Source organism: Candidatus Aegiribacteria sp., assembly GCA_021108005.1.
Taxonomy (GTDB): Bacteria; Fermentibacterota; Fermentibacteria; order Fermentibacterales; family JCC-6; genus Aegiribacteria.
On sequence record JAIORS010000123.1, the window covers coordinates 1 to 21,904 of the forward strand.

Below are 21,904 nucleotides of genomic sequence, written 5' to 3' on the forward strand. Positions count from 1 at the left end.
TGAGAATTGTTGCATTCATCTAATCGCATGATAGTACAATCGGGGGAGAATTATGAAGGATAGCAGTATTGAAGCGCTACTTGCATTACTCAGTACTAGTGGTATCACACCACATGAAGCTCTCAAACTGCTAAACTCTCATCTTACATCAGATCTTGGATTTGCAAGGGTCGATACTGGGAGAGGAATAACCGCAGTCCTTCCGGAAGTGATTCTCGCTCAGGGTAAGACCACTGAAGAGATTCTGAAAATCACGAATATTCTCTTCAGCAGAAACGGCCTTGCCATTGTTTCAAGGATCGATGAAGAACAAAAAACGGTTCTTCTTGAAGCATTCCCTGAAGGACAGTATTCTCAAAGAGCGAGACTGTTTGTGACTGGCAAATTCAATGGAATTCCCGACCATAACGAAGGTTCGGTAGCAGTTGTTTCAGCGGGAACTTCAGACCTCCACGCCGCTGAAGAAGCTTCAGTGATTCTGGAAACAATGAAGGTTAAAATACACCGCTATTACGATATTGGTGTGTCGGGAATTCACAGGCTTTCTGAAACCCTTCCTCATTTAAGGAAAAGCTCAGTGTGCATTGTTTTTGCCGGGATGGATGCCGCTCTACCGTCTGTTATCGGAGGACTCTACAGGGGGCCAGTGGTTGCTGTACCAACTTCAACAGGCTATGGTACGGCTTTCGGGGGAGTTACTGCGTTGCTTTCAATGCTTAACTCATGCAGTCCTGGAATATGCGTGCTTAACATAGACAATGGTCTCGGCGCTGCTGCTGCGGCTCTGAGAATATTGAGGAGAATCGAATAGATGTATCTTATAACTGGAGGCGCCGGTTTCATCGGAAGTAACATCGCTAGGAAAGCTCTAGCAAAGGGAAATGAAGTAAGAATTCTGGATAATTTCTCCACCGGACACTGGGCAAACCTTGCGGATATCAGGGATGACGTTGACATAATCGAAGGCGATATCAGAAGTTATCATGTTATCAGAAATGCTATGGACGGAGTAGAGGTTGTCTTCCATCAGGGCGCACTTCCCAGTGTTCCCCGTTCCATAGCTGACCCAATAACAACCAACGATGTGAACGTACAGGGTACTCTGAATGTCCTTCACGCAGCTCTTGACGCGGGTTGCAGAAGGGTTCTCTTCGCCTCTTCCTCTTCAATTTATGGAGATGCTCCTGAACAGGTAAAAAGTGAGAACCTTCGCGTAAGACCACTTTCTCCATATGCGGTAAGTAAACTTGCAGGTGAGAAATATATGCAGGTTTTCAACCACATTTATGGCCTGGAAACCGTGGCCCTGCGGTATTTCAATGTATTCGGTCCATATCAGGACCCTGACAGTCCGTACTCAGCCGTTATTCCGCTTTTCATCCGGGCATATCTTGAGGGACGCAGACCATTGATAAACGGTGACGGCCAGCAGTCAAGAGATTTCACATATATAGCTAACGTTGTTCACGCCAACCTTCTTGCCGCGAACGCTCCAGCTGCCCCCGGCATGATGATGAACATTGCCTGCGGCGATAGCATTACAGTAAACCATCTTGCTTCAGAAATCGGCCGCCTGACTGACAGGACTGACATCGAACCCTCCCATGGCCCCGAACGCGCCGGAGACGTAAAACACAGCAGGGCGGATATTACACTTGCGTGTAAATATCTTGAATACGAACCGGTCGCGACTTTTGAAGAAGGGCTTGAAAATACAGTATCTTTTATGCGAGAGCGCCGGATGTAGAAATCCAGCGCCGCCAAATTAAAATCATACAAAATTCCATAATATCTCAGCGGGAGGATATATGAGTCTGCTAAAAAAAGGAATCACGCGGCTGGCTGACGGCGCAATCGGTGAATATCTTTTTTCACTTGGATATCCGGCGAATTACCTGGCATGCGAAGCAGTGATCAGATCAGCTGAGATCCTGGCCAGCATACACCGCGAGTACGCATCGGCTGGCGCACAGGTACTTACAACTGACACATTCGACGCTAATACAGAAAAACTGGATATGCATGGTCTTGCAGACAGGTGCGAGGAGATAAACTACAACGCTGTGAAGCTCGCATCGCGAAATAAAAACTGCTCAATAATGGGTTCAATCGGCCCTCCGGGAACCAGCAGGTCATACCGGATTGAACCCAGGGATGCCGACAGACTGCAAGAAACTTACCTTCCACAGGTTGAGGGTTTACTGAATGGAGGCGTTGATCTCATACTCCTTGAAACCCAGGTCGACCCATTTCAAGCCAGAATCATATACAATATCGTCAGGTCATGCTCTAAAGATATTCCCATTGCGGTCAGTTTTACCTATGGACTCGATCTTCTTACTCCTTCCGGTTTTTCAATTGGAGATTCCATCAGTGAATTCGAGAACACAGATATAGTAATGTTCGGTTCAAATCACGGAATCGGCCCCCTTCAGTTTCTTGATATACATAGAAAATTAGTAACATCCTCTCCTTTTCCCGTGATGCTTCAACCAAATTCAGGAACCGGAAAGTACATCGAAGGTCATTTCGTGTTTCCCGATAATCCTGATCATTTTTCCCGATGCATGCTGTCCTGCGCTGATGCAAGAACATCTCTGATAGGTGGATGCTGTGGAACGACTCCTGCGTTTATTTCTAACCTGGCGCAGAAGTTTACAGAGGGGACAAAAGTTAAAGTAACTTCTTCCCGCTGGATTTCCGAAGAAAGCGATGAAATTCAGGACTCCGCGTCAACCTATGATCCACCGGGTCTCTCGGCGCAGCTTGCGGGCAGGGACGCACTCGTTCTTGAACTTCTTCCACCAAGGGGCGGCGATCTTTCATTATTTACTTCAAGAGCTGAAAAGCTGGGGCAATTTGCTCCCATCACCGTAAGCATCCCTGATTCTCCAATGGGAAAGGTCAGGATGTCTCCATGCATTTCCGGGCTTTACCTTCGCCAGAAGCTTGGCATTGAGCCCCTTGTGCATTTTGCCCTGCGTGACAGAAGCCTGACCCGCGTTCAGTCGGACCTTCTTGCCCTTTCCGGCAGCGGTCTGCAGGGAATATTCCTGATATCTGGAGATCCTCCATCCCTTGGAGATTATCCCGAGTCAACCGCGGTATACGACCTTTCAACAGAACAGACCCTGGAATTGCTTCAGCATCTTTCCAAAGGACAGGATATGAACGGCAGAAGAATAGGAACCGGAGCGAATTACTTTCCCGGAACTGCTATATCCCTTGGAGATCCAAATTCAACAGATAAGATTAAAAGACGCTGGAACGCAGGCAGCCGATTCTTTATTACCCAGCCTGTCTATTCCATGGAAACAATTGAGAAATCCGCCGAACTGCTCGAGGAATACCCGATTCTACCTGCAGTAATGCCCTTCAGAAACAGGTATTCCGCTGAATATCTTTCATCAGAGGTGCCGGGCATATCAATACCGGATAATATTCTCAAAAAAATCCGACAACTTGACGACAGCGATGTTCTGCCTTTTTCAATTGACTACCTCTCTGAACTGATGGAGGGAATGAGAGAGATGATCTCAGGGATTTACCTTGCCGGTTCAAGAAAAGGAACTATGAAGCTGGCAAAAATATGGCGGGAGTAATGGAATGACGCAGTCGGAAAAACTGAGGAATCTCCTTCAGAAAAGAGTAGTCTTCCTTGACGGGGGAACCGGAACCGAACTTTTAAAGAGGGGGATGCCTTCCGGTGTATCCACGGAAGAATGGGCTTCGTCAAATATGGATGTACTAAGTGCCATGCATTCCGACTTCGTCGAAGCCGGAGCAGATATAATTCTAGCCTGCACTTTCGGAGGTACTGAAGCAAAGCTCGGAACATCCGAAAGAGTAACGAATCTTAACCATAGGCTCGCGGATGCGGCAATTTGCGCCGCAGGAGGCAATGCCATGGTCGCGGCGAGTATCGGTCCCACCGGTAACCTGATGCATCCATCGAGTACAATGACATGGAAGAATGCCTATCAGCTTTTCTCTGCCCAGGTAAAAGCTATTGCTGATAGCGGTATAGACATTTTCTTCCTTGAAACATTTTCAGATCCGAGGGAGCTGAAGGCCGCGGTTCTTGCAGTCAGAGACAATGTTCCCGATGCATTTATTTCGGCACAGATGACTTTCGGATCAGGCTCCCTCTCCCTGTCCGGTACATCCCCCACAGCACTGGTCGTTCTGGCAAATCAGCTTCCGGTAGATGCGGTTGGTGCCAACTGCGGAAACGGGCCGGAGGAATTGCTGCCTATTATCCAGGAAATGATCAGATTTTCCACCAAGTGCGTTGTGGCGGAACCCAATGCCGGCCTTCCAGTTAATGGAATGTATGACATGTCTTCTAAAAGATTCGCAGAATGGATTGAGGATTTCGCCCGGAGCGGAGCCTCCATTTTAGGCGGCTGCTGTGGCAGCGGTCCTGCGCATGTGCGGGAATATGTTTCCCTTCTTGGAAATCGTCCTGTGGCCAAATCAGAACCGGAAGAACTTCACCTTATCACCTCTGTTGACAGGATGGTTCGCCTTGGTGACAGGATGCTTACCGTTGGGGAATCCATCAATCCTACCGGTAAGAAAAATTTGCAGAATTCCCTGTCACAGGGAGATTTCTTCGCGGTTATTTCCCTTGCCAAAGCCCAGGGCAGAGCAGACATTATTGATGTGAATCTGGGCCTGGAAAAACTTATTCCAGATGGTTTCGTCCATGAGATTTTCAGCAGGCTTTCCATCGGTTCTCCCCTTTCCGTCGACGTTTCCGGTCCGGAGAATATAGAAACCGCCTTCTGCGAAATGGGGGGCATAGGCATTTTTAACTCATTGATTGCCTCGGAGAAATTCATCGGCGACCGAATAAACACTCTCCTCCGCCATGGTGGCTACGCTGTGCTTCTGCCCATAGATGAAAAAGGCCTCGGCAAAACAGCTGAGGAGCGGTTGAGCAAACTTGAAAGGGGAATTGCTATTCTTGGGAGTCATGGATTTCCTGAGTGCAGAATAGTTGCTGATCCAATTGTGAAACCCCTGGGTGTCGGAGCTGATACCCGCTTGATTCTGGAGACTCTCAAATTATTCAAACATAGAGGGCTCCTTACAATAGCGGGTATATCAAATCTATCCCACGGCTTGCCCAATAGAAGCGGTCTGAATGCAGCCCTTCTGGCATCGATGGCACCTTATGGACTGGATATGGCCATTGTGGATGTTCTGGATTCTAAAGTGCTTGAAATGCACAGGAACGCACAGATTTTAATGGGTAACATCGAGCCGGTTGAGAGAAGGCTCCCTGAGCTTGATCCTCAGGGAGTTGCCCCGGATTTCATGGGAATTCTGCACAAGAGCATCATCATAGGAGACCGCCGGCAGACAGAAGCCACAGGCAGGGAATTACTTGAGAGCGGTATAACAGCGAAAGGGATTCTCGAAAATGGTCTCGCCCCCGCTATGAAAAAAGTTGGAGAGCTCTACAATCGGAAAAAGCTGTTTCTGCCCCACCTGATAGCTTCAGCTGAAGCCTCGGAAGTTCTGACGAAACTTCTCGGACCTTACCTTGAAAAGGAGGAAGTGTCTTCATTCAAAGGCAGGATAGTTCTCGCGTCGGTTAGAGGTGACATACATGACATCGGCAAGAATCTTGTAGCCCTTTTTCTTAGAAACGCAGGCTTTGACGTTATTGACCTTGGAAAAGATGTGCATTCCGATGAAATCGTAAAAAAAGCCAGAGAAATTCATGCGGATATAATTGCTCTATCAGCGCTTATGAGTACCACTGCTCCTGAAATGGAAAAGATTATTTCTCTTGCGAAAGCCAAAGGGGTTTCAGCACGAATTCTGGTTGGAGGTGCAGTGGTTACCAAGGAATACGCTAATTCAATAGGAGCCGACGGCTACGCCGCAAATGCTTACGATGCGGTACAATCAGCGTTAAGCCTTATGCAGAAAGACTGAAGAAAACCTCTGCGTTTCTGCCTAATCCTACTCCACTTCCAGCAAATAGACTTTCTGGTAACCATCAGCCGGATCCTCCGCATAAGCAAGGATTCCGTTGCCATCAATGTAAAATCTCCAGGAATTGCCGTCAGGAGGGTTTCCGGCCACTTCAGCGTTGAACATCAGTTCACTTGAACTGTTAAACACGCTGAATGTCGGTACTGCAGCTCCTCCATGTTGAACCCAGATGTTTCCTTCTTCATCAACTTCGAGACCTCTTATCAGAGGTTTGTAAGGATTCGGTTCTAGAGGAGGCATATGGTCGTCTCCCATGATCGACATCTTAGCTGTCAGAATCAGCTTTTCCATCTCTATTTCTTCTTCCGTCCTCATCACCGGTTCAAGATCGAGCTCAATTCGTCCGGTTTCCTCTCCGTCGGAACCGTAAATGATAACCTCAGCCTCTTCTGTAGATCTGGGCGCTATGTACGTATTTCCAGAGAAGTCGGTTGCTACATCATAACCATACCAGACCAGTTCGATCATTGAGGCCATATCAGCCGGATTAAAAGGGGCAGTATCTTCTATATAAGTCATTACCGGTTCCTCCTCGCCATAAGCGAATTTCGCAATACTTATCAGTATCAGCGGTTCTCCGGAGGAGGTATCAAGATTTATATCCTTCCTGACGTAAAAGCTGTCTTCCGCACCTTCAATGCAAGTAGGAGGGGTTCCCAGTGAAGGAATTGATCCCAGCCATTCACCTGTGTAATAATCGAACTGGTGAACGCCCAGTAACTCACAGCCGTCACCGGTCAGGTATACGTGGCCGTCTTCAGAAATACCCAGAAACGCAATGCTCTGAAGTTCTCCGGGGCCGTTACCTCTTCTGCCTATCTGCCTCAGATACTCGCCCTCAGGAGAATAGATTCGAACGCAGGCCAATGCGCAGTCAAGTATGGCAATATTCCCGTCAGGGCCGTACGCAAGCCCTTCTATTGCGCCCATAACAAGTGTGGAGTCGCCCAGTTCAATACCTATTGAATCAACAGGAACCAGATAAACCGTAGGTACTTCAGGAGTCGCCTGAACCGGAATTTCCTGTTCCGTTTCTTCTCCGCCGCAGTTTATCAAAAGAGCCATCATCACTGCTGCCGCAATCAGTTTCATTTCTTCCTCCCCACTTCTACTGGAAAACCGTAATATGGTTTCTTTACTTCTCTTTGATACTGTCAAGTTAATATTATCGGAAAAAGATTTGTCAAGAGCATAATACGTGATTATTGTCTATTATAACTGTAATTTAAGTATATACATTAATTTATTATGATATGTAGCGTTTTGCAAGTGACCAGAAGTTACGTCCGACCCCGGGTCCGACCCCGGGTTTCGGAGATGATGATTCGGGCGAGGGACGATGAGTCGTTCTGGAAATGATGCCTCTCGTAAGGACGAATAATAATAACATCTCCTTCATTGACCACATTCATCGCTCCATCACCATCCATGAACAAAAGCTCTCCCTGAAGCACTGTAACCACCTGCTGGAAGTCGAACTCGGTTCTCGGTAACTTCCCTTCAGGCTTTATTGTGAGCAGCCTGACCGTAAGGCCGCCGCAGCCCTGGGCCTGACCAGCGAGAATCCTGGAAATAACGTTTCGGTAACCCGGCGCGGATTCCCGTACAGACCTTATCGAATCGGCTTTTCTTATAAGTGCCAGTTTCTACCTCCCCGGCCCATACGTTGATGAAGACCCCACAGATACAATCCATCTGTTATGAAACTCCGAAGACCATCCCCAGCTAACCGACGCAAGACCCATTGGTGTATCGAGACCTGCGGATAATCCTGCTCCGTACGTCCACTCGCTGTCTTCTATCTCAAGGGGTGTTTCCCAATCGCATACGGTGCCCGCTTCCAGTGAAAGAAAGAATGGACCATTCAATTTTCTTCGAAAGCTCGCGAGCCCCGCTATCCTCTGTCTCGATGGAAGGGAATTGTAAGGCATGCCCGGAATGGACCTTGAAGCTGAAAGCATACTTTCCTGCCAGTCCCAGGTAGTACCCGCAAGGAGCTGTCCCCAGACATTCAGAACGAATGTGCCTTTCCTTAGAAAAGGTACCGCTCCCTCGAAATCGCAAACAACGCTCAAATGTTTATGTGTCATAAGGGGAGCCCAGGAAGCTACGGCTTCGAACCTTATTCCCGATCCCGGATATACAGGATTGTCCATGGTTTCGGTAAGATGGCTGAAAAATATGGAAGTGAATCCCTGGAATTCATCGGATCCGTACCTGTGAGTGGTTCCGGAAATACCGATTTCGTTTAGCCCAGCCCAGCCTGCGGCGAATCCTCGCGCAAGTGATCCGCAGCCTTCCGTTTCTACTTTGTACGACGAACTGCCGTCCCGCTCGAAAGCCATTACCTGCATCTGATAGACTGAAAGCGAATAATCAGCGAACCACTTTCTCCTCCCGGATGAAAGATCAAGCAGCCTCAATTCGGTATAAATGTAATTGTTTCCGCCCCCAGTATTCAGAATCAGGTGATCTCCGTCATTAAGAAAATTCAGGTGTCTGTAGGTAATCCTGCCATCCAGCCCGAACTGGTTGTTGTAGGTCATTCCAATTCCTATAGACGAGGGTTCCCGTTCGGTAAAAGAGTAAACAACGTTAACGTATCCGGAATCTGTAGAAGGCTCCAGAGAGTATTCCACACTGTCGAACAGCTGCGAGGCGTAAAGTTTTTCAGCTGCATCCCGCAGGTTCGCGGGATCCGCCATATCTCCACTGCTCAGTATGAGCCAGTCCTGGACAGCATTCTCGGATATTCTTACTAAACCTTCCAATTTCACCTCATTTACAAGCTCTGTGTTGTAAACAGGTTCTGCTGATTCAGTATTCACTCCTCCCGACCTTGGTATTTCAGGATGTTCACGGAGGTATTCAAGCATCTGTGCGTATCCGTATTCAATCAGACTGTCAGCCGCCTCAGATGTAAAGTTGTAACTCTTAGCTCCATGAAGATCCGGTCTGAAATAGAAATCCGGCTGTTCGCTATAGAGCTCGTTAACCCGCTCGGATAAAGCGCTGTAAGTCAGATTGCCGACCTGAATCAAGGTCGGGTTTTCAGGAATCTCAGGTGGCCCGGAGGATATATCCACGGCAAGCACGGGATAGCGCCAGGTCTGCCTGGCAACATCAACCGGGATATTATCGCCAACTCCTCCGTCAACCAGCAGCATATCTCCCATCCGTACAGCGGGAAACACCGCCGGAACCGCCATTGAGCTCAGCTGGGCCCTTGAAAGGTTTCCAGAGGAATGAACAATTCTCTCATGATTCACAAGATCGAAAGCTACCAGCCTCAGAGGAACAGGCAGGGAGTCGAACTGCAGCCCTCTTTCAACCTGTACAGGGCACGTTAGCGATGACAGAAGCGACGCTACCCTCTGTGTTGAAACCGCGCTGCGGGGAAGCAGTGGAGAGAATCCTTTAACCTGCAGCCTGAGAATATCATGGGAATTTGACAACCGAAGCGGGAGCATCGTTAACCTGCTGTCAGGTTTTGAGGAAAACAACCAGCCCCAGTTCGCGCTTTTTACAAGGGAATCAATGTAAGCGGGAGAATAACCGCAGGAGTACAGGCCCCCTATCAATGAACCCATGCTTGCTCCGGTTACGCTTCGAATGCAGACATTTTCTTCCTCAAGAGCCAGCAGTACTCCAACATGGGCAAAACCACGGGCTCCTCCACCGGAGAGAACCAATGATATTCCACCGCTGCTGTTCTCCGATTCAGCAGATAATAGAGTCAGAATAAGCAATAAAACATTCTGAAAAAGCATGAGATAAAACCCTTTACGCCGGGAACCGTATTCGGTATTCTACTGTTCTATAAATAAAGCAAGTTCTTTAAGCACTACATTTCTAATATTACACACTCCTTAACGAAAGGAAAAGGCATGAAATCCATGTTCTTCACTATGCTCTTTATTTCCGGAATCGCCCTGGCATCGGGGCTCACCACTCTGGAATCATCGGCAGACGGTATTGTACTGAATTTGTCGGCTTCCCAGCCAGAGTTCAAAACCATGAATATCAGAGGAGACAACTACTCCGCTGTCACTATTGAAGGCGCTGAGAATATCAGAGAATTCTCCTACCCCAGGATGCCGGTATACCGCACCTGGCTGGAGATACCGGTTGGAGCAACAGTTGAGGTAACACTCACAGATGAAGTTGTTCAGAATATCAGCGGCCCTGAATGGCCTGTAAATCCGGGCATACTGTCCGCCACGAAAAACGAGTCACGCGATGCATTCGTCATGGAATTCGATGATGAAGTTTACAATACCGGCTCGTCCTATCCCACTGAATGGGTCAGGGTGATATACGCGGGACAGATGCGCGGCCGTAACCTGGCACTCGTTGAAGTTCTTCCCCTTCGCTGGAATCCGATCGATAACAGCTGCGATTTTCTTTCCGATGCAACCATATCACTTTCATTCGAGGGCGGAGACCTTGGGGCAACCTACGCAAATGCCAACAGGTACTACGCACCTCCATTTGAACGGGTTCTTTGCGGCATGACAGAAAACTACGGGACTTTCGAGGGCGGCTGCGACACTCCCCCGGCTCCATACCTTATAATCGGACACTCCGATTTCGTCACAACCGGTATGGATGCTTTCGTCACCTGGAAGGAAACCATGGGCTTCAACGTTACGATGGTTGATCTCAGCGTTACGGGCTCCTCCTCCGCTGACATCACCGCCTACATACAGAACGCCATACTGACCTGGCCGAGCCCTCCTCAGTACGTCCTTCTTGTTGGCGATACCGGATATCTCCCAGGCGGCAGCGCGACTGAATACGGCGGAGTAACCGACCTGTACTACTCCTGTCTTGATGACGGCGGTTTTGTTCCCGATGTTTTCTTAGGCAGATTTTCCGTTACAAATGTAGGTCAGGCAATCATGATGGCTTACAGGGTTATCGAGTATGAACAGAATGTCGGCGGTTTAACCCCATGGGTACGGAATACATGCTGGATAGCCAGCAGTGATCACTACGATATTTCAGAGGGAACACACAATTATTGTATAACGAATTATCTTGATCCTCGGTCGTACAATTACGACAAGATATACCCGCATTCCGGCGGCACCGCCTCCCAGGCAGTAACCTCCATCAACGGCGGCGTATCCATGCTTACGTTCTCCGGACACGGCAGCACTACAAGCTGGGGGGACATGTCTTTCAGTCAGGGTAATTTCAACTCGCTTACCAACGGCACCATGCTACCCGGCGTTCTTTCCCACGCCTGCATTACCGGCGACTACTCGGTCGGTACATGCTGGGCTGAAACCTGGACCAGAACTCCCGACAGGGGTGGTCTCTGGTTCTGGGGCTCGGTACCATCATCCTACTGGGATGAGGATGATATTCAGGAAAAGGGCGAGTACGACTTCTTCCTCGGCCAGGACATATACTGGGCCATGGGCTTCTTAAACGGCGGAAAGGCAGCCGTATACAACGCTTACGGCGGCGGCGGTAGAACGAAATATTACTACGAGGGTTACAACCTTATGGGAGACCCTTCAGTACAGATGGCCGTCTGGGGAGTTACCGGAATTGAGGAGCAGCAGGGTGGAATTGCCCTTAATAACACAAGCATTCTGGTCAGCAATCCTGTAAGATCCTCAGCCGTTGTCACCATGAGTGGGAATGGCCCGGCGGAACTCAACGTCTTTGACCTTACAGGGCGCCTTGTCTCGACTCCTTACCGTGGAGATCTCAACGGATCCCGTTCTGTCAGCTGGAATACAGGTGATCTTGCTCCCGGTATGTACTTCCTCCGCCTGCAGCAGGGCAGCGAAGTATCAACCGCGAGGGTTATGGTCATAAGGTAGAATCAGGCAGTCAGAGTTAAGTAGCTTAGAGAAGCGGGAGGATTCGATCCTCCCGTTTTTCGTTGCGAAACATGGACTTCTCCGGTTTCTCTGAATATTGTTTGTAAGTATTCAGCTTAACACTATTGGTCAAATTGAAACGGAAGTGAGTTATGAAATTTGCTCTTATTGCAGTACCTGTACTTGTATTGACGGTGACAGGAGGTAATTTCTTCGGTAGATGCGCAGTCGTTCATGTTGACGAATCCTCTCTTCCAACGGTATACAATTTTTTCTCTACTGTGCCTGCTCTCTATTTCCAGGAGTATTCCGAATCCTACGGTTCCCTGCTGATTACAGACGGAGCGGATTCTCAGTCGGGATACTACGCCATGGAAGATTGGGCGACTTACCTGACAGACCTGGGAGAGAATGGAAGCATCATTTACGTAGGCAATGTTGATGCAGGTTTCAAGACCGTTGTTGAGGGCATGGTTCCATATTCCGAAATACTCCCGTACACCGGCACTGTTGACGAAATCGCAGCGAATATAGCCACAACTGAATGGCCATCTCTTTCAGAAGCTGTTATCTGCGTAAGGTCCGACACGGATGAGGAATACATTAACGGAGCAGCGGCGGCAGCGGGATGGGCCGCTGTGAATAACTGTCCGGTTCTCTGGACCGACGGCGTCACCCTTGGAATAGAAACATCTTCCACGCTGACTTCGATGGGAGTTACGGATGTATACCTTATCGATTACCCCGACGCTGTTGCAAGCGGTGTTCTGGATCAGTTGAGTGCCATGTCAATTTCAGTAACCGAATTTTCGGGACCCGGCGATCTGCTGCCTGCAACCCTCAGCCTGATGAGCCAGTCGGTTGCATGCGTTTATAAGGAAGAAATGCAGTCCATGCCTGCAGCGCTTGCGGCCGCGCGTTACGGTGGATACGCTCTTCAGCTGCCGGAATCACTGGATCGATTGAACATGCAGGCAATGGCCGACCTCAAATCTTTCCTGCCTGTGGGAGACACAAAACTTGATGCCCCGATTACCGGCGCAAAAGCCTCAGGATCAGCAGCTCTCGCAGCCGAGTTCTATACTTTCCTTGACAGCCTTGGAGGTTCAGATCCTACCCGGCTGGAGTATGTTCTGACTTTTTCAGATCAAACCGTTTTCCCCGCCACATTTGAACGGTCCATCAGCGGTGACCTCTCAGACCCAACAAGAGACGGTGCGGTCACCGGCCGTTTCCCGCTGGAATGGGTAGACAATATCGGCACAATAAACCGTGGGGCTCTCTACGAGGCAGTGATACACGCAAACCCCAGACCTGACCATGTCACTATCGCCATGAACGCCTATGAGGTAGACTACTGGTCCGAGTACACTTTCGATGATAACTGGTACAGCAATCTTTTGGTAAACGAGGTCTTCGGATGGCCCGAGGAGGGCTGGACAGCCGCGAACAATTACTTCCCCGGATGGCCCCCTTCTCAACCGGGCCTTGATCCACTGTGGCCCGCTCCAATGGATGCCGGTGATACAGGGTGCTGCCCCGGACAGTACGCGACCTTCTACGGAGAGGATTACGAATCCCACTTCCACAGCGGAGCTCAGCCCGGCACCGGAACCCATCCTTCACAACCCGGTGTAACTCTTTGCGGTTTCGTACAGGACGTAATAGACGGTTCTACATTCCTGTACTTCTCCTGCCATGGCGGTGGGACACATATTGCTGTTCGCGCTGAAGACAACGGAGTCGCACAGGACAATTATACCATAGCATTCGGCGATCCCTATTGGCCCGACGATGATGGCAGGGTTTACGATGGTTCCGCCGGAGGAGATTATTCCCAGAGTGATCTGGATGCGGATTTCGACAACATGCACTCGGTTATCATCGCCTACAACGCGTGCAGCATGGCCAACGGAGAAATGAATGAGATCGGCCTGAATCATGGCGCCATCGGTTCCATAGGCAGCCTTGCTTCCGTATCCTTCGATGGCTCAGGATGGTGGTGGAATCTGTGGGTACACCTTGTAACAGCAGAGGATTTCACCCTCGGTGAAGCTGCCGCATACAGTAACGCGAGAATATCCACAATTTACACCCCTCCCGGCGCCACAACGGGTGTTGACGAGACGCTTCAGTACGTTCTATACGGTGATCCAATGGTAAATTTCGTAGACCCCGATGCTGTCCCTCCGGTTCCACTCGCAAGACACATCTCCTACGGACTTCACTATCCGGATGGATACTATGGTGGAATAAAAGGTCATGGTAATGGTGAAGTCCTTAATATCATTGCCGGTAACCCCGCCAGATCCGCCACGACGATAACCCTTACCGGAAACGGTCCTGCTGAATTAAACGTATTCGATCTTACGGGACGTCTTGTCGCGACTCCTTACCAGGGAGACCTGAACGGATCCTATTCACTCAATTGGAATACCGGCGATCTTGTACCCGGAATGTACTTCCTCCGCCTGCAGCAGGGCAGAGAAGTATCGACTGCGAGGGTAATGGTCATAAGGTAGAAAAGTAAAGAGAGGAGAAAGAATGAAAATATTTTTAGTGACAGCTGCGGTGCTGCTGGCATCAGCGGGTACAGCAGGTGCAGAATGGCTCTACGCCATTGATGGAGACTACCTGTACGATGTAGACCCTTCCGATGGCACATGGAATTCGCTTTCATCATCCTGGTCAGGTGCCGAGTTGTTGACATCGTGCCAGGGATACCTTTATGCCATACAGGGGGACAATCTTTACATAGCAGACCCGGACGACGGAGATTGGGAATCACTCTCATCAACATGGGATGGCGCGAATGCCCTGACCGCCAGTTCGGATGCCCTTTACGGCTGTCAGAGCGGTATCATTTACGAAGTAGACCCTGCTGATGGCAGCTGGGAAAGCATTCCCGGTGATTACGAAGGAACACAGTTCCTCGCCTGGGCCGGAGGGGCTCTCATGGTGATCCAGAATGATGTTCTATACAGGACGAACCCGGACACCGGGGATTTCACCGAATTCACTTCATCCTACGATGGTGCTACAGCGGTTGCCGGAAGCTCCGACGCCCTTTTCGTTGTCCAGGGTGACAATCTCTACAAGGTAAATCCGTACACCGGAGATTACATCAACCTTGGCAGTGAATACGGCGGAGTCCGGGAAATGGCTGTCGCGAACGGCCTTGTATACACTATCTGGGAAGGAACCCTCTGGGTGACAGACCCGGATACCGGTGAATACGCGGGACTTACAGAAAGCTGGGGAGGCGCTACAGCTTTTTGTTCACTTTAATCTAATCTCACAAGGGCGGGAACCGTATCATGTTCCCGTCCTTTCAATTACCCCTGTAGAACCGAACAAACTGTTTTCTCCCTGAGGAATACGAGGTATCCACAGGCCCGGGAGCCGAAAATCTCTGAAATGTCGCGAAGGTAATTTTGCTGTTTCTCGATGTAGCTCTCCGCGACTTCCCCCGCAGAAGAACCATCGAAAGAGTCCGTCTTGTAATCAACGACTGTAAGCTTCCCGTTGTCCCTGAGGAGAAGATCAATGTAGCGCTTCTTCAATGCTCCGGCTGTTTTCACGAAGTAAGGGTATTCCCTCCCGATGATTTCCGACCTTTCAAGATCAAACGGCAGTTTCATACTGAAAAAATTGAGGGAAAGTTCCCTTATCTCTTTGTAATCGTTTCCATATACGCTCTTCAGATATATCTCGTTCTCTGTGAACCATTTCTCCGGTGATGAAAAATCTATCTTCTCCATGACCGCGTGGACACAATCGCCAATTGCCGCCCCACGCCGTTGCCATCCCTCAGGTTCAGGGTTAACTTCAAAAAGAACTCCGCTGTCAATTTCCTTAAAATCAACATCGATTTCAACCCCCGGATTCCGGGCGACAGGATGGTACGCTGCTTCTCCGGGAAGAATTTCTTCAATGTTCAGGCATCCGTGATCGGTTTCAGCTGCAAGCTGTAGATTCTCCCACAGGATCTGACCGGGGGAATCGTTCGTTTGAGCCGGCGGTTTCACAAATACTACCAGGGAGTCTCTGGGTCTGGTTACTGCTACATAAAGGAGCCTTCTGAATTCAGCCTTCTCCCTTGCCTTGATTATCTCAACTATTCCAGGCCAGAAGGGCGATCTCATCGTTGAGTCACCTTTATATGGACATGGTATTCCAAGGTTGAAGGCAGCCTTTTTTTCATGATCGTAAGAGATAACCTTGTCCCGACCCGCCCTCAAGGATGCAATAGAAGGGGCAGCCAGAGCTACGTTATTCCATGCCAAGCCTTTAGCCCTATGTATAGTGGTAACGGTAACAGCCCCTCCTTCGGCAGGAACAGAAGAAGGCTCCTCCTGTCTTGAAGGTGACAGATTCTTATCAAGAACAATCAGCAAATCGGAAGGGGTATTTATCTCTCCGGAAAGGACCCGTTCAAGAAGAAACTGAAGGTTGCCCATTCTTCTGGATTTTTGATATCCCGCGGCCGCAATTGCAGGTATCAGCTCCGTCTGAAAATACAGCTCGAAAAGGAAATCCTCAAAGGGGATGGTCAGTATCGACTGCCTTAATCTTCTAAGCTGTCTGTTGACTTCCCTGACTTCGGGGGGACATTTTTCATCCTGTTCCGCATACCCGGTGGTTCCTGAGCATATTGCTCTGTTGATCACATTGTCGGATATCCCGAAGAACAGAGATCTGAGCGTATGTACCCACGCCAGACTGTCTCCGGGGCACAGTACGCATCTAACGATTTCCCGAAGATCGGTTATCTCGGAGCGGTTGAAGAAATCCCTTGATGAGTTTACATAATAGGGAATTTTCTCCTTTTCAAAAGCATCAATGAAATGGTGAATATGTGTTCCTGATCTGAAAAGCAGGGCGTAGTCTGCAGGAGAGTTGCCATCGCTGAAAGCCCTTTTCAGGTAATCAACGTACCACTGAGCCTGAAGAAGTGTTCCGAAAGCATTTTCGCTGTATCTGCCTTTGTACTCATCCGGCATATCCGGAAGTTTTACTACCTTTACCGGTTCTCCCCGCGGAGCTCCCGGACGGGGCTCAATGCGGGAGTACGCGCAACCGAATGGCAGTTCTTCAGGAGTCTGACCCGAGAAAAGATGGTATCCGAAGGCATTTACGAACCTTATTACTGCGCCGGTGCTCCGGAAATTTGTCGTTATGGTCTTAGAGAGAGCACCGCCCTCTTCAAGCCTTTTTCTGAAGCTTCGGTAGGTCTCAATGTCGGCGTTTCTCCAGCCGTAAATCGACTGTTTATCATCGGCCACAATGGTAACGCACCCGTCGGGCAGCCTTCCCGACTGATCGAGAAACGCTGTAAAAAGCCTGACCTGATCTGCACTGGTATCCTGAAACTCGTCTATAAGGATATGATCGAACCTGCCTGAAAGGTACCTGGAGAGCATATCATTTCCGGCTATTGCCTGCCATGTGATGTACAAAAGGTCGTCGTATGAAAATCTGCTTCTGTCTACGTCCCATTTCCCGCGGAGTTCTGTCGCGAATGCGCCTGCGAAATCCCAGGTTTTTTCAGTAATATCACTGGAACCGATAATCGGCAGGATCCTTTTGAATTGCTTATTTGCTGCGCTGAAAACCTCTTTTGCGCGCCCGAAGTCATCCCAGTTCTTTTTGCTCCCACCCCGGAGGTTCAGCGATGGAAACGAACCCGCAGGTTCTTCGTAACTTGTTTCTGTCAATTTCTGACGAAATACTCTCAACTCCTCAAGAAAGTTCCTTACTTTTACAAAAATTTTGTCGGATGGCTCGGTACATTCATCAAGGGTTTCTTCAACAGTCTCTCCGTGAGTGGCCAGAAAATTATCAATTACATTCAGTTCCGTAGAGATTCCACCGACGCATTCAATCGAATCAAGCCATCTCCTCTTTTCTATACCCAGGGCGATTTCTCTTTGCAGCCCGGTGCCGGTCTTTTCAAGGATATTCCTATGGGAAGCGTCCCGCAGGCTCAGCAGCCACTTATCCCATTCCCGGTTGATCTCTATCGGATCAAAATGACCCTCAGTGGTGGAAAACGCGGGGTCAACTCCTGTCAGATTGAAATACTCCCTGAGAATCCTGGAAGCGAAGCTGTGTATGGTTAATATCCAGGCAGATGTAACAGTTTTGCCTGCTTCAAGACAATTCGTGTTATCCTTTTCTTCACGAAGTCTGTTCCTTATTCGCATACGGAGTTCTGCGGCAGCCGGCCTGGTGAAAGTAACCACGGCAATTCTTTCAAGCGGGATTCCTTTTTTCACCAGCTCAACAACCCGGTCGACCATAAGGGTGGTTTTACCCGTTCCGGCGCTGGCCTGAACGAATACGTTTCTATCTGTCTCTCGAAGAATAGCGTCTCTCGATAGCTGATCCCCCGGAACCTTTTCTTTCTTCATTCTTTCAGCACTATCCCTCTGAATATTTCCATCCTGTTGTCCAACTTCATTTTTTCTTTAATCCTGGTGAAAGGATTTCTTCTGCAGACCCCGCTGAAGGCACAGTAATCGCAGCTTGCTGTGGGGATCGGAGGAAACAGACCTTCTTGAATCATCGCCACGATTATCCGGGCATTTTCCCGGTGTGCTTCCATTCTGCTTTCCATCTCATCACCTGATAGTCCTCGCAGGCCCCCTGGATTCTTATCGGAGATCGACGCGTAGGATATCATGGCAATACTTCTTCCCGGATAATTCTCCTTTGCCAGCTGGTAGTAGAAGGGCAGCTGGAAGTACCTTTCCTTTCCTTTCCCGCTTATTGAAGGCAGTTTTCCCGTTTTCAGGTCAAGCAGAACAAGGTTCGAATCGATATCCTCCAGAACAAGGTCAATTCTTCCGCCTATGGACAAGTCGCCCAGACTGCCCTGGAGTTTTACTTCCCTGCCCAGGAATTTCCAGTTTTTCCCGCTAAGTGTCTCAAGACTTCTCAGAATGATATCTTTCTGCTTCTCGATGAATATTTCCTTGAAGTACTCAGATCCAAGTTTACCGGCTAATCCTTCGGATTTCCCCGCATATGTGAGAATCGTCTCAACCTGATCCGGAGAGGGAGTGAACCCATACTTCTCTACTATTTTCTCAACTGCATCATGGATTATCAGACCCTTCGTAATCGGTCCGGGTGAGGTGCCTATCTCCGTTAGTTCCGTTCTTGTGATATTCCACCCTTTTGACATCAGAAGGGCAAAGGGGCATCTCATATAACTCTCAAGCAATGTTGGGCTGATCCTGTCAACTTTTAAAGGAGAGGAATCGACTATGCCGTCATAGCTGTCAAACCCGTCGAGGCTCATCCTTGAGAGTTCCGCTGCGCAGGACTGTGAGAAAAGAGGGTTCGATGGGTACTCCTTTCTGCCTGCGGCAAGAATTCTTTTCTGGCCGGGGTGCAATCCCCCCGCCATCTGCGCGAGGGGAGAGGAAGATTCCGTTACAAACCAGAAAGCATTCTCCGGCCGGTTATTATCCGGGTGCACAAGATTTGATATGAAGGGTGAGGGTGATATCTCGTTCCCTTCAGTGTCAGTCTGTCTGAAGATTATGTCCAGGCTTTCCGTAGCCGCTTCCCCCGCCTGTCTAAGAAGGAAGCCATCCTCGATTTCCCTTTCGGATTTCAGAGTCATCTGGAGTTTCCCGCGGAGTTCATCACCGAGCCTGGGGTCCTCATTCGGAGAACCTGGATAAATCCCTTCCTCCATATCCATAAGCAGAACATTGTCGAACAGCATTCCCCTTGCCTTCTCAATGGTAAGAACCTGAAAACCATCATGGTCAGGTTTCCTCAGTACGACATCCTTCGCCTTGTAATAGAGCTTCAGGGTATCGGTAAACTGAGTTATGGATACTTCCCCCGAGAACCTGAATATACCCGGGTCAAAAAGAGAATCACTGATAGGCGGGCTTATGGATTCCGAAGCGGTTTCTTCAAAGAATGTTCTTACAAGTCTCAGGTATTCCGCTGAATGTGCCTTTCGCGGCAAGCCGCTGAAGAAAGTATCCAGTTTCCTCAGGAATGAACCCAGCCTGCTTTCTTCTTTAAGCGAAGAGTACCAGTCCCTCCATCTGACCAATCCCATCCTGATACCGCTGTTCTCAACAACTTCAACTATTTTGCATGGGTCTGCGGCAAGGGAATCTTTCAGAATTCCCAATGTTAGCATATTCTCAATATAGGCATAATAAAAGTCTGTACTAACCGCGTTCATCAGGTTAAGAACGAATTCGCCCGGCGGCATACTCGACAGTTTTGTCTTCAGCGGCACATTTACCGGAATACCTTCATGATGGGCAAGACGAACAAGAAACTCCCCTTCCAGTTTTCTTCTTATTACAGCTATGCGACTGAGTTCAATGACCTCTCTGTCTTTCAGCTCGCAGATGCGTTTCAGAACTGCTCTGCATGCGCCGATTTCCCCGGAAACAGCCGTTATTCGGAAACCATCTGTAGGAACCGATGGCCTTGACTGCGTTGGAAGCGCTTCGAAGAATCCGGCGAATCTGTTCATCTGCATCCTGTTTCCGGATCTGACCAGCGAACCGATTCCAATGTCCTGAAGGAGTCGCCTGGTTCGCAAATAAACGCTGCTCCACTGTGAATTCTCTGAAACAGGGCTGAACCAGAAAATTTCCCCGTCGGAATTGATGAACCTTTTGAGGAATCGTCTCTGAGCCGGGTTCAGATCGTAGAAACCGTAGAATATGTACGTTTTTCGAGTTCCATCAGGAATTTCCCGCTCAAGAATCATATCCCCGCAGGAGAAGTAATCCTTGTTTCTTTCTTCTCCGTACCTGCCAAGTATTCCACCGATAGTTTTTTCGGTCGTCGTTTGGTTTCTTGAAAGCGATAAAGATGTGATTTCGTAAAGCTCCGGAGTGATGCCATGCTCGAAGAGGTCTTCGAAAAATGTTCCCATTGAATGCGCTGTTTCTGTATTCTCCCTGAGATCGAATAGAGGTTCGCCCTTTTTCAGGTCATTCATGGCAAGAAGAGCAAAGAGGGTTCTGTCGGAATGGCTCACTGTCTCAAGAGGTGCCGGAATGCTGCCGATCTTCTGAGCGAGATGCCTTATACCGGGAAGGAATTCAATTCCTCCTATGATTCCGGAGCCGGTATTATCCAGCAGCAGTTCTCTCAGACGGTCCAGCTGGCCGGTTCCCGCTGAAATCACTGTCAACTGTTTTCCTTCTGACAGTATTCTTTCCGCCAGTTTAAGAAAATCTTCCTCAAGAGCCCTGTAATGACCTTCGTAAAGGGTTTGTATTCGCATATGCCTCGTTTACGATGAGTACGGTTTCATAATCACTCAAATTTTAATATTGCACATTATTACCGGCGGAACAACGCCCCGGTAAAATGGATTGCCGTCTTGCAGTCCTCGCGGGAATGAGATTTCATTACCCATCCATTGACTTCAGGAAACATAATTGAAATACTTATGTATGTAGCTACGGGACAGTAAGTTAAAGTACGGTTTAGTAGCGATTTGCTGAATCTATATTCGGTAAAAGTTTGGAAGACATTATGACTAAATCACAGCTTACAAAACGAATTGCTATTTTCGAATCCGCTGGATTCTTGCTGGTTATCATTGTACTGTGGCTTGATGAAATAATCGATTTGCCTCACAGGCTTTTCGGAGCCCCCGTCACGCCCATAAATTATAAAGAAAGCATATTTGAAACATTCATTACATTACTTCTCGCATGGCTGATAATTTCCTTAACCATGAAGTTATTAAAGCGAATCAATGTTCTTGAGGGAATTCTTCCTATCTGCTCATTCTGTAATAAGATCCGGGTACAAGGGGAATGGATTCCCTTTGACAGCTTCATAAAAAACCACTCCGAAGCCGACTTTTCTCATTCCATATGTCCCGAATGCTTAAAATCGCACTACAGTGATCTGATGGAGCCCGATGAACCGGACGCAGATATCAAACATTAACCTGCTTTTACATCGAACCACAGATGCCAACCGCGTCAGTTGTACAATTTCTGATGGTAGAAGGATCAGAACATCCAGAAATCAACATCCTTCTTCTGCGCCCG

General features: G+C 48.8%; 13 protein-coding genes. 8 read left to right on the forward strand and 5 right to left on the reverse strand.

Annotation, left to right across the window (positions count from 1 at the left end; all coding sequences use genetic code 11):
• Positions 1–52: 52 nt before the first annotated feature.
• From larB to K8S15_07560, 4 genes are all read left to right on the forward strand, one after another.
• Positions 53–811, forward strand: a complete 759-nt coding sequence (larB, locus tag K8S15_07545) for a nickel pincer cofactor biosynthesis protein LarB (GenBank protein ID MCD4775890.1) — start codon at positions 53–55, stop codon at positions 809–811.
• The gene (locus K8S15_07550; GenBank protein MCD4775891.1) at positions 812–1,747 is read left to right on the forward strand and encodes an NAD-dependent epimerase/dehydratase family protein; all 936 of its coding nucleotides are present in this window, start codon (positions 812–814) and stop codon (positions 1,745–1,747) included.
• A gap of 61 nt (positions 1,748–1,808) precedes the next feature.
• Positions 1,809–3,602, forward strand: a complete 1,794-nt coding sequence (locus K8S15_07555) for a homocysteine S-methyltransferase family protein (protein ID MCD4775892.1) — start codon at positions 1,809–1,811, stop codon at positions 3,600–3,602.
• A gap of 4 nt (positions 3,603–3,606) precedes the next feature.
• On the forward strand, positions 3,607–5,949 hold the full coding sequence (locus tag K8S15_07560) for a homocysteine S-methyltransferase family protein (GenBank protein ID MCD4775893.1): 2,343 nt from the start codon (positions 3,607–3,609) through the stop codon (positions 5,947–5,949).
• Positions 5,950–5,976: 27 nt separating this feature from the next.
• Here K8S15_07560 and K8S15_07565 read toward each other — a convergent pair whose 3' ends face one another.
• From K8S15_07565 to K8S15_07575, 3 genes are all read right to left on the reverse strand, one after another.
• The gene (locus K8S15_07565) at positions 5,977–7,101 is read right to left on the reverse strand and encodes a hypothetical protein (protein MCD4775894.1); all 1,125 of its coding nucleotides are present in this window, start codon (positions 7,099–7,101) and stop codon (positions 5,977–5,979) included.
• 188 nt (positions 7,102–7,289) lie between these two features.
• Entirely contained in the window at positions 7,290–7,463 is a 174-nt protein-coding gene (locus tag K8S15_07570; GenBank protein MCD4775895.1) for a cupin domain-containing protein, read from the reverse strand.
• A 192-nt stretch (positions 7,464–7,655) separates the two neighbouring features.
• Positions 7,656–9,758, reverse strand: coding sequence for a patatin-like phospholipase family protein (locus tag K8S15_07575; protein ID MCD4775896.1), 2,103 nt, complete (start codon positions 9,756–9,758; stop codon positions 7,656–7,658).
• Between the two features lie 138 nt (positions 9,759–9,896).
• Here K8S15_07575 and K8S15_07580 point away from each other — a divergent pair, with 138 nt between their 5' ends.
• The 3 genes from K8S15_07580 to K8S15_07590 all read left to right on the forward strand — a co-directional run bounded on the left by K8S15_07580 (position 9,897) and on the right by K8S15_07590 (position 15,134).
• On the forward strand, positions 9,897–11,846 hold the full coding sequence (locus tag K8S15_07580) for a T9SS type A sorting domain-containing protein (GenBank protein ID MCD4775897.1): 1,950 nt from the start codon (positions 9,897–9,899) through the stop codon (positions 11,844–11,846).
• Between the two features lie 152 nt (positions 11,847–11,998).
• On the forward strand, positions 11,999–14,368 hold the full coding sequence (locus K8S15_07585; GenBank protein MCD4775898.1) for a T9SS type A sorting domain-containing protein: 2,370 nt from the start codon (positions 11,999–12,001) through the stop codon (positions 14,366–14,368).
• A 22-nt stretch (positions 14,369–14,390) separates the two neighbouring features.
• Positions 14,391–15,134 carry a hypothetical protein gene (locus K8S15_07590; GenBank protein MCD4775899.1) on the forward strand — a complete coding sequence of 248 codons (744 nt, stop codon included), beginning with the start codon at positions 14,391–14,393 and terminating at the stop codon, positions 15,132–15,134.
• Positions 15,135–15,181: 47 nt separating this feature from the next.
• Here K8S15_07590 and K8S15_07595 read toward each other — a convergent pair whose 3' ends face one another.
• Together K8S15_07595 and K8S15_07600 are read right to left on the reverse strand one after the other, a co-directional pair.
• Positions 15,182–18,259: a UvrD-helicase domain-containing protein gene (locus K8S15_07595; protein MCD4775900.1), complete on the reverse strand. Its 3,078-nt coding sequence runs from the start codon at positions 18,257–18,259 to the stop codon at positions 15,182–15,184.
• Positions 18,256–21,123: a PD-(D/E)XK nuclease family protein gene (locus K8S15_07600; GenBank protein MCD4775901.1), complete on the reverse strand. Its 2,868-nt coding sequence runs from the start codon at positions 21,121–21,123 to the stop codon at positions 18,256–18,258. The genes K8S15_07595 and K8S15_07600 overlap by 4 nt, the downstream gene beginning before the upstream one ends.
• Positions 21,124–21,377: 254 nt before the next feature.
• On the opposite strand from K8S15_07600, the gene K8S15_07605 reads away from it, so the two are divergent.
• Positions 21,378–21,800, forward strand: a complete 423-nt coding sequence (locus K8S15_07605; protein ID MCD4775902.1) for a hypothetical protein — start codon at positions 21,378–21,380, stop codon at positions 21,798–21,800.
• Positions 21,801–21,904: the final 104 nt, after the last annotated feature.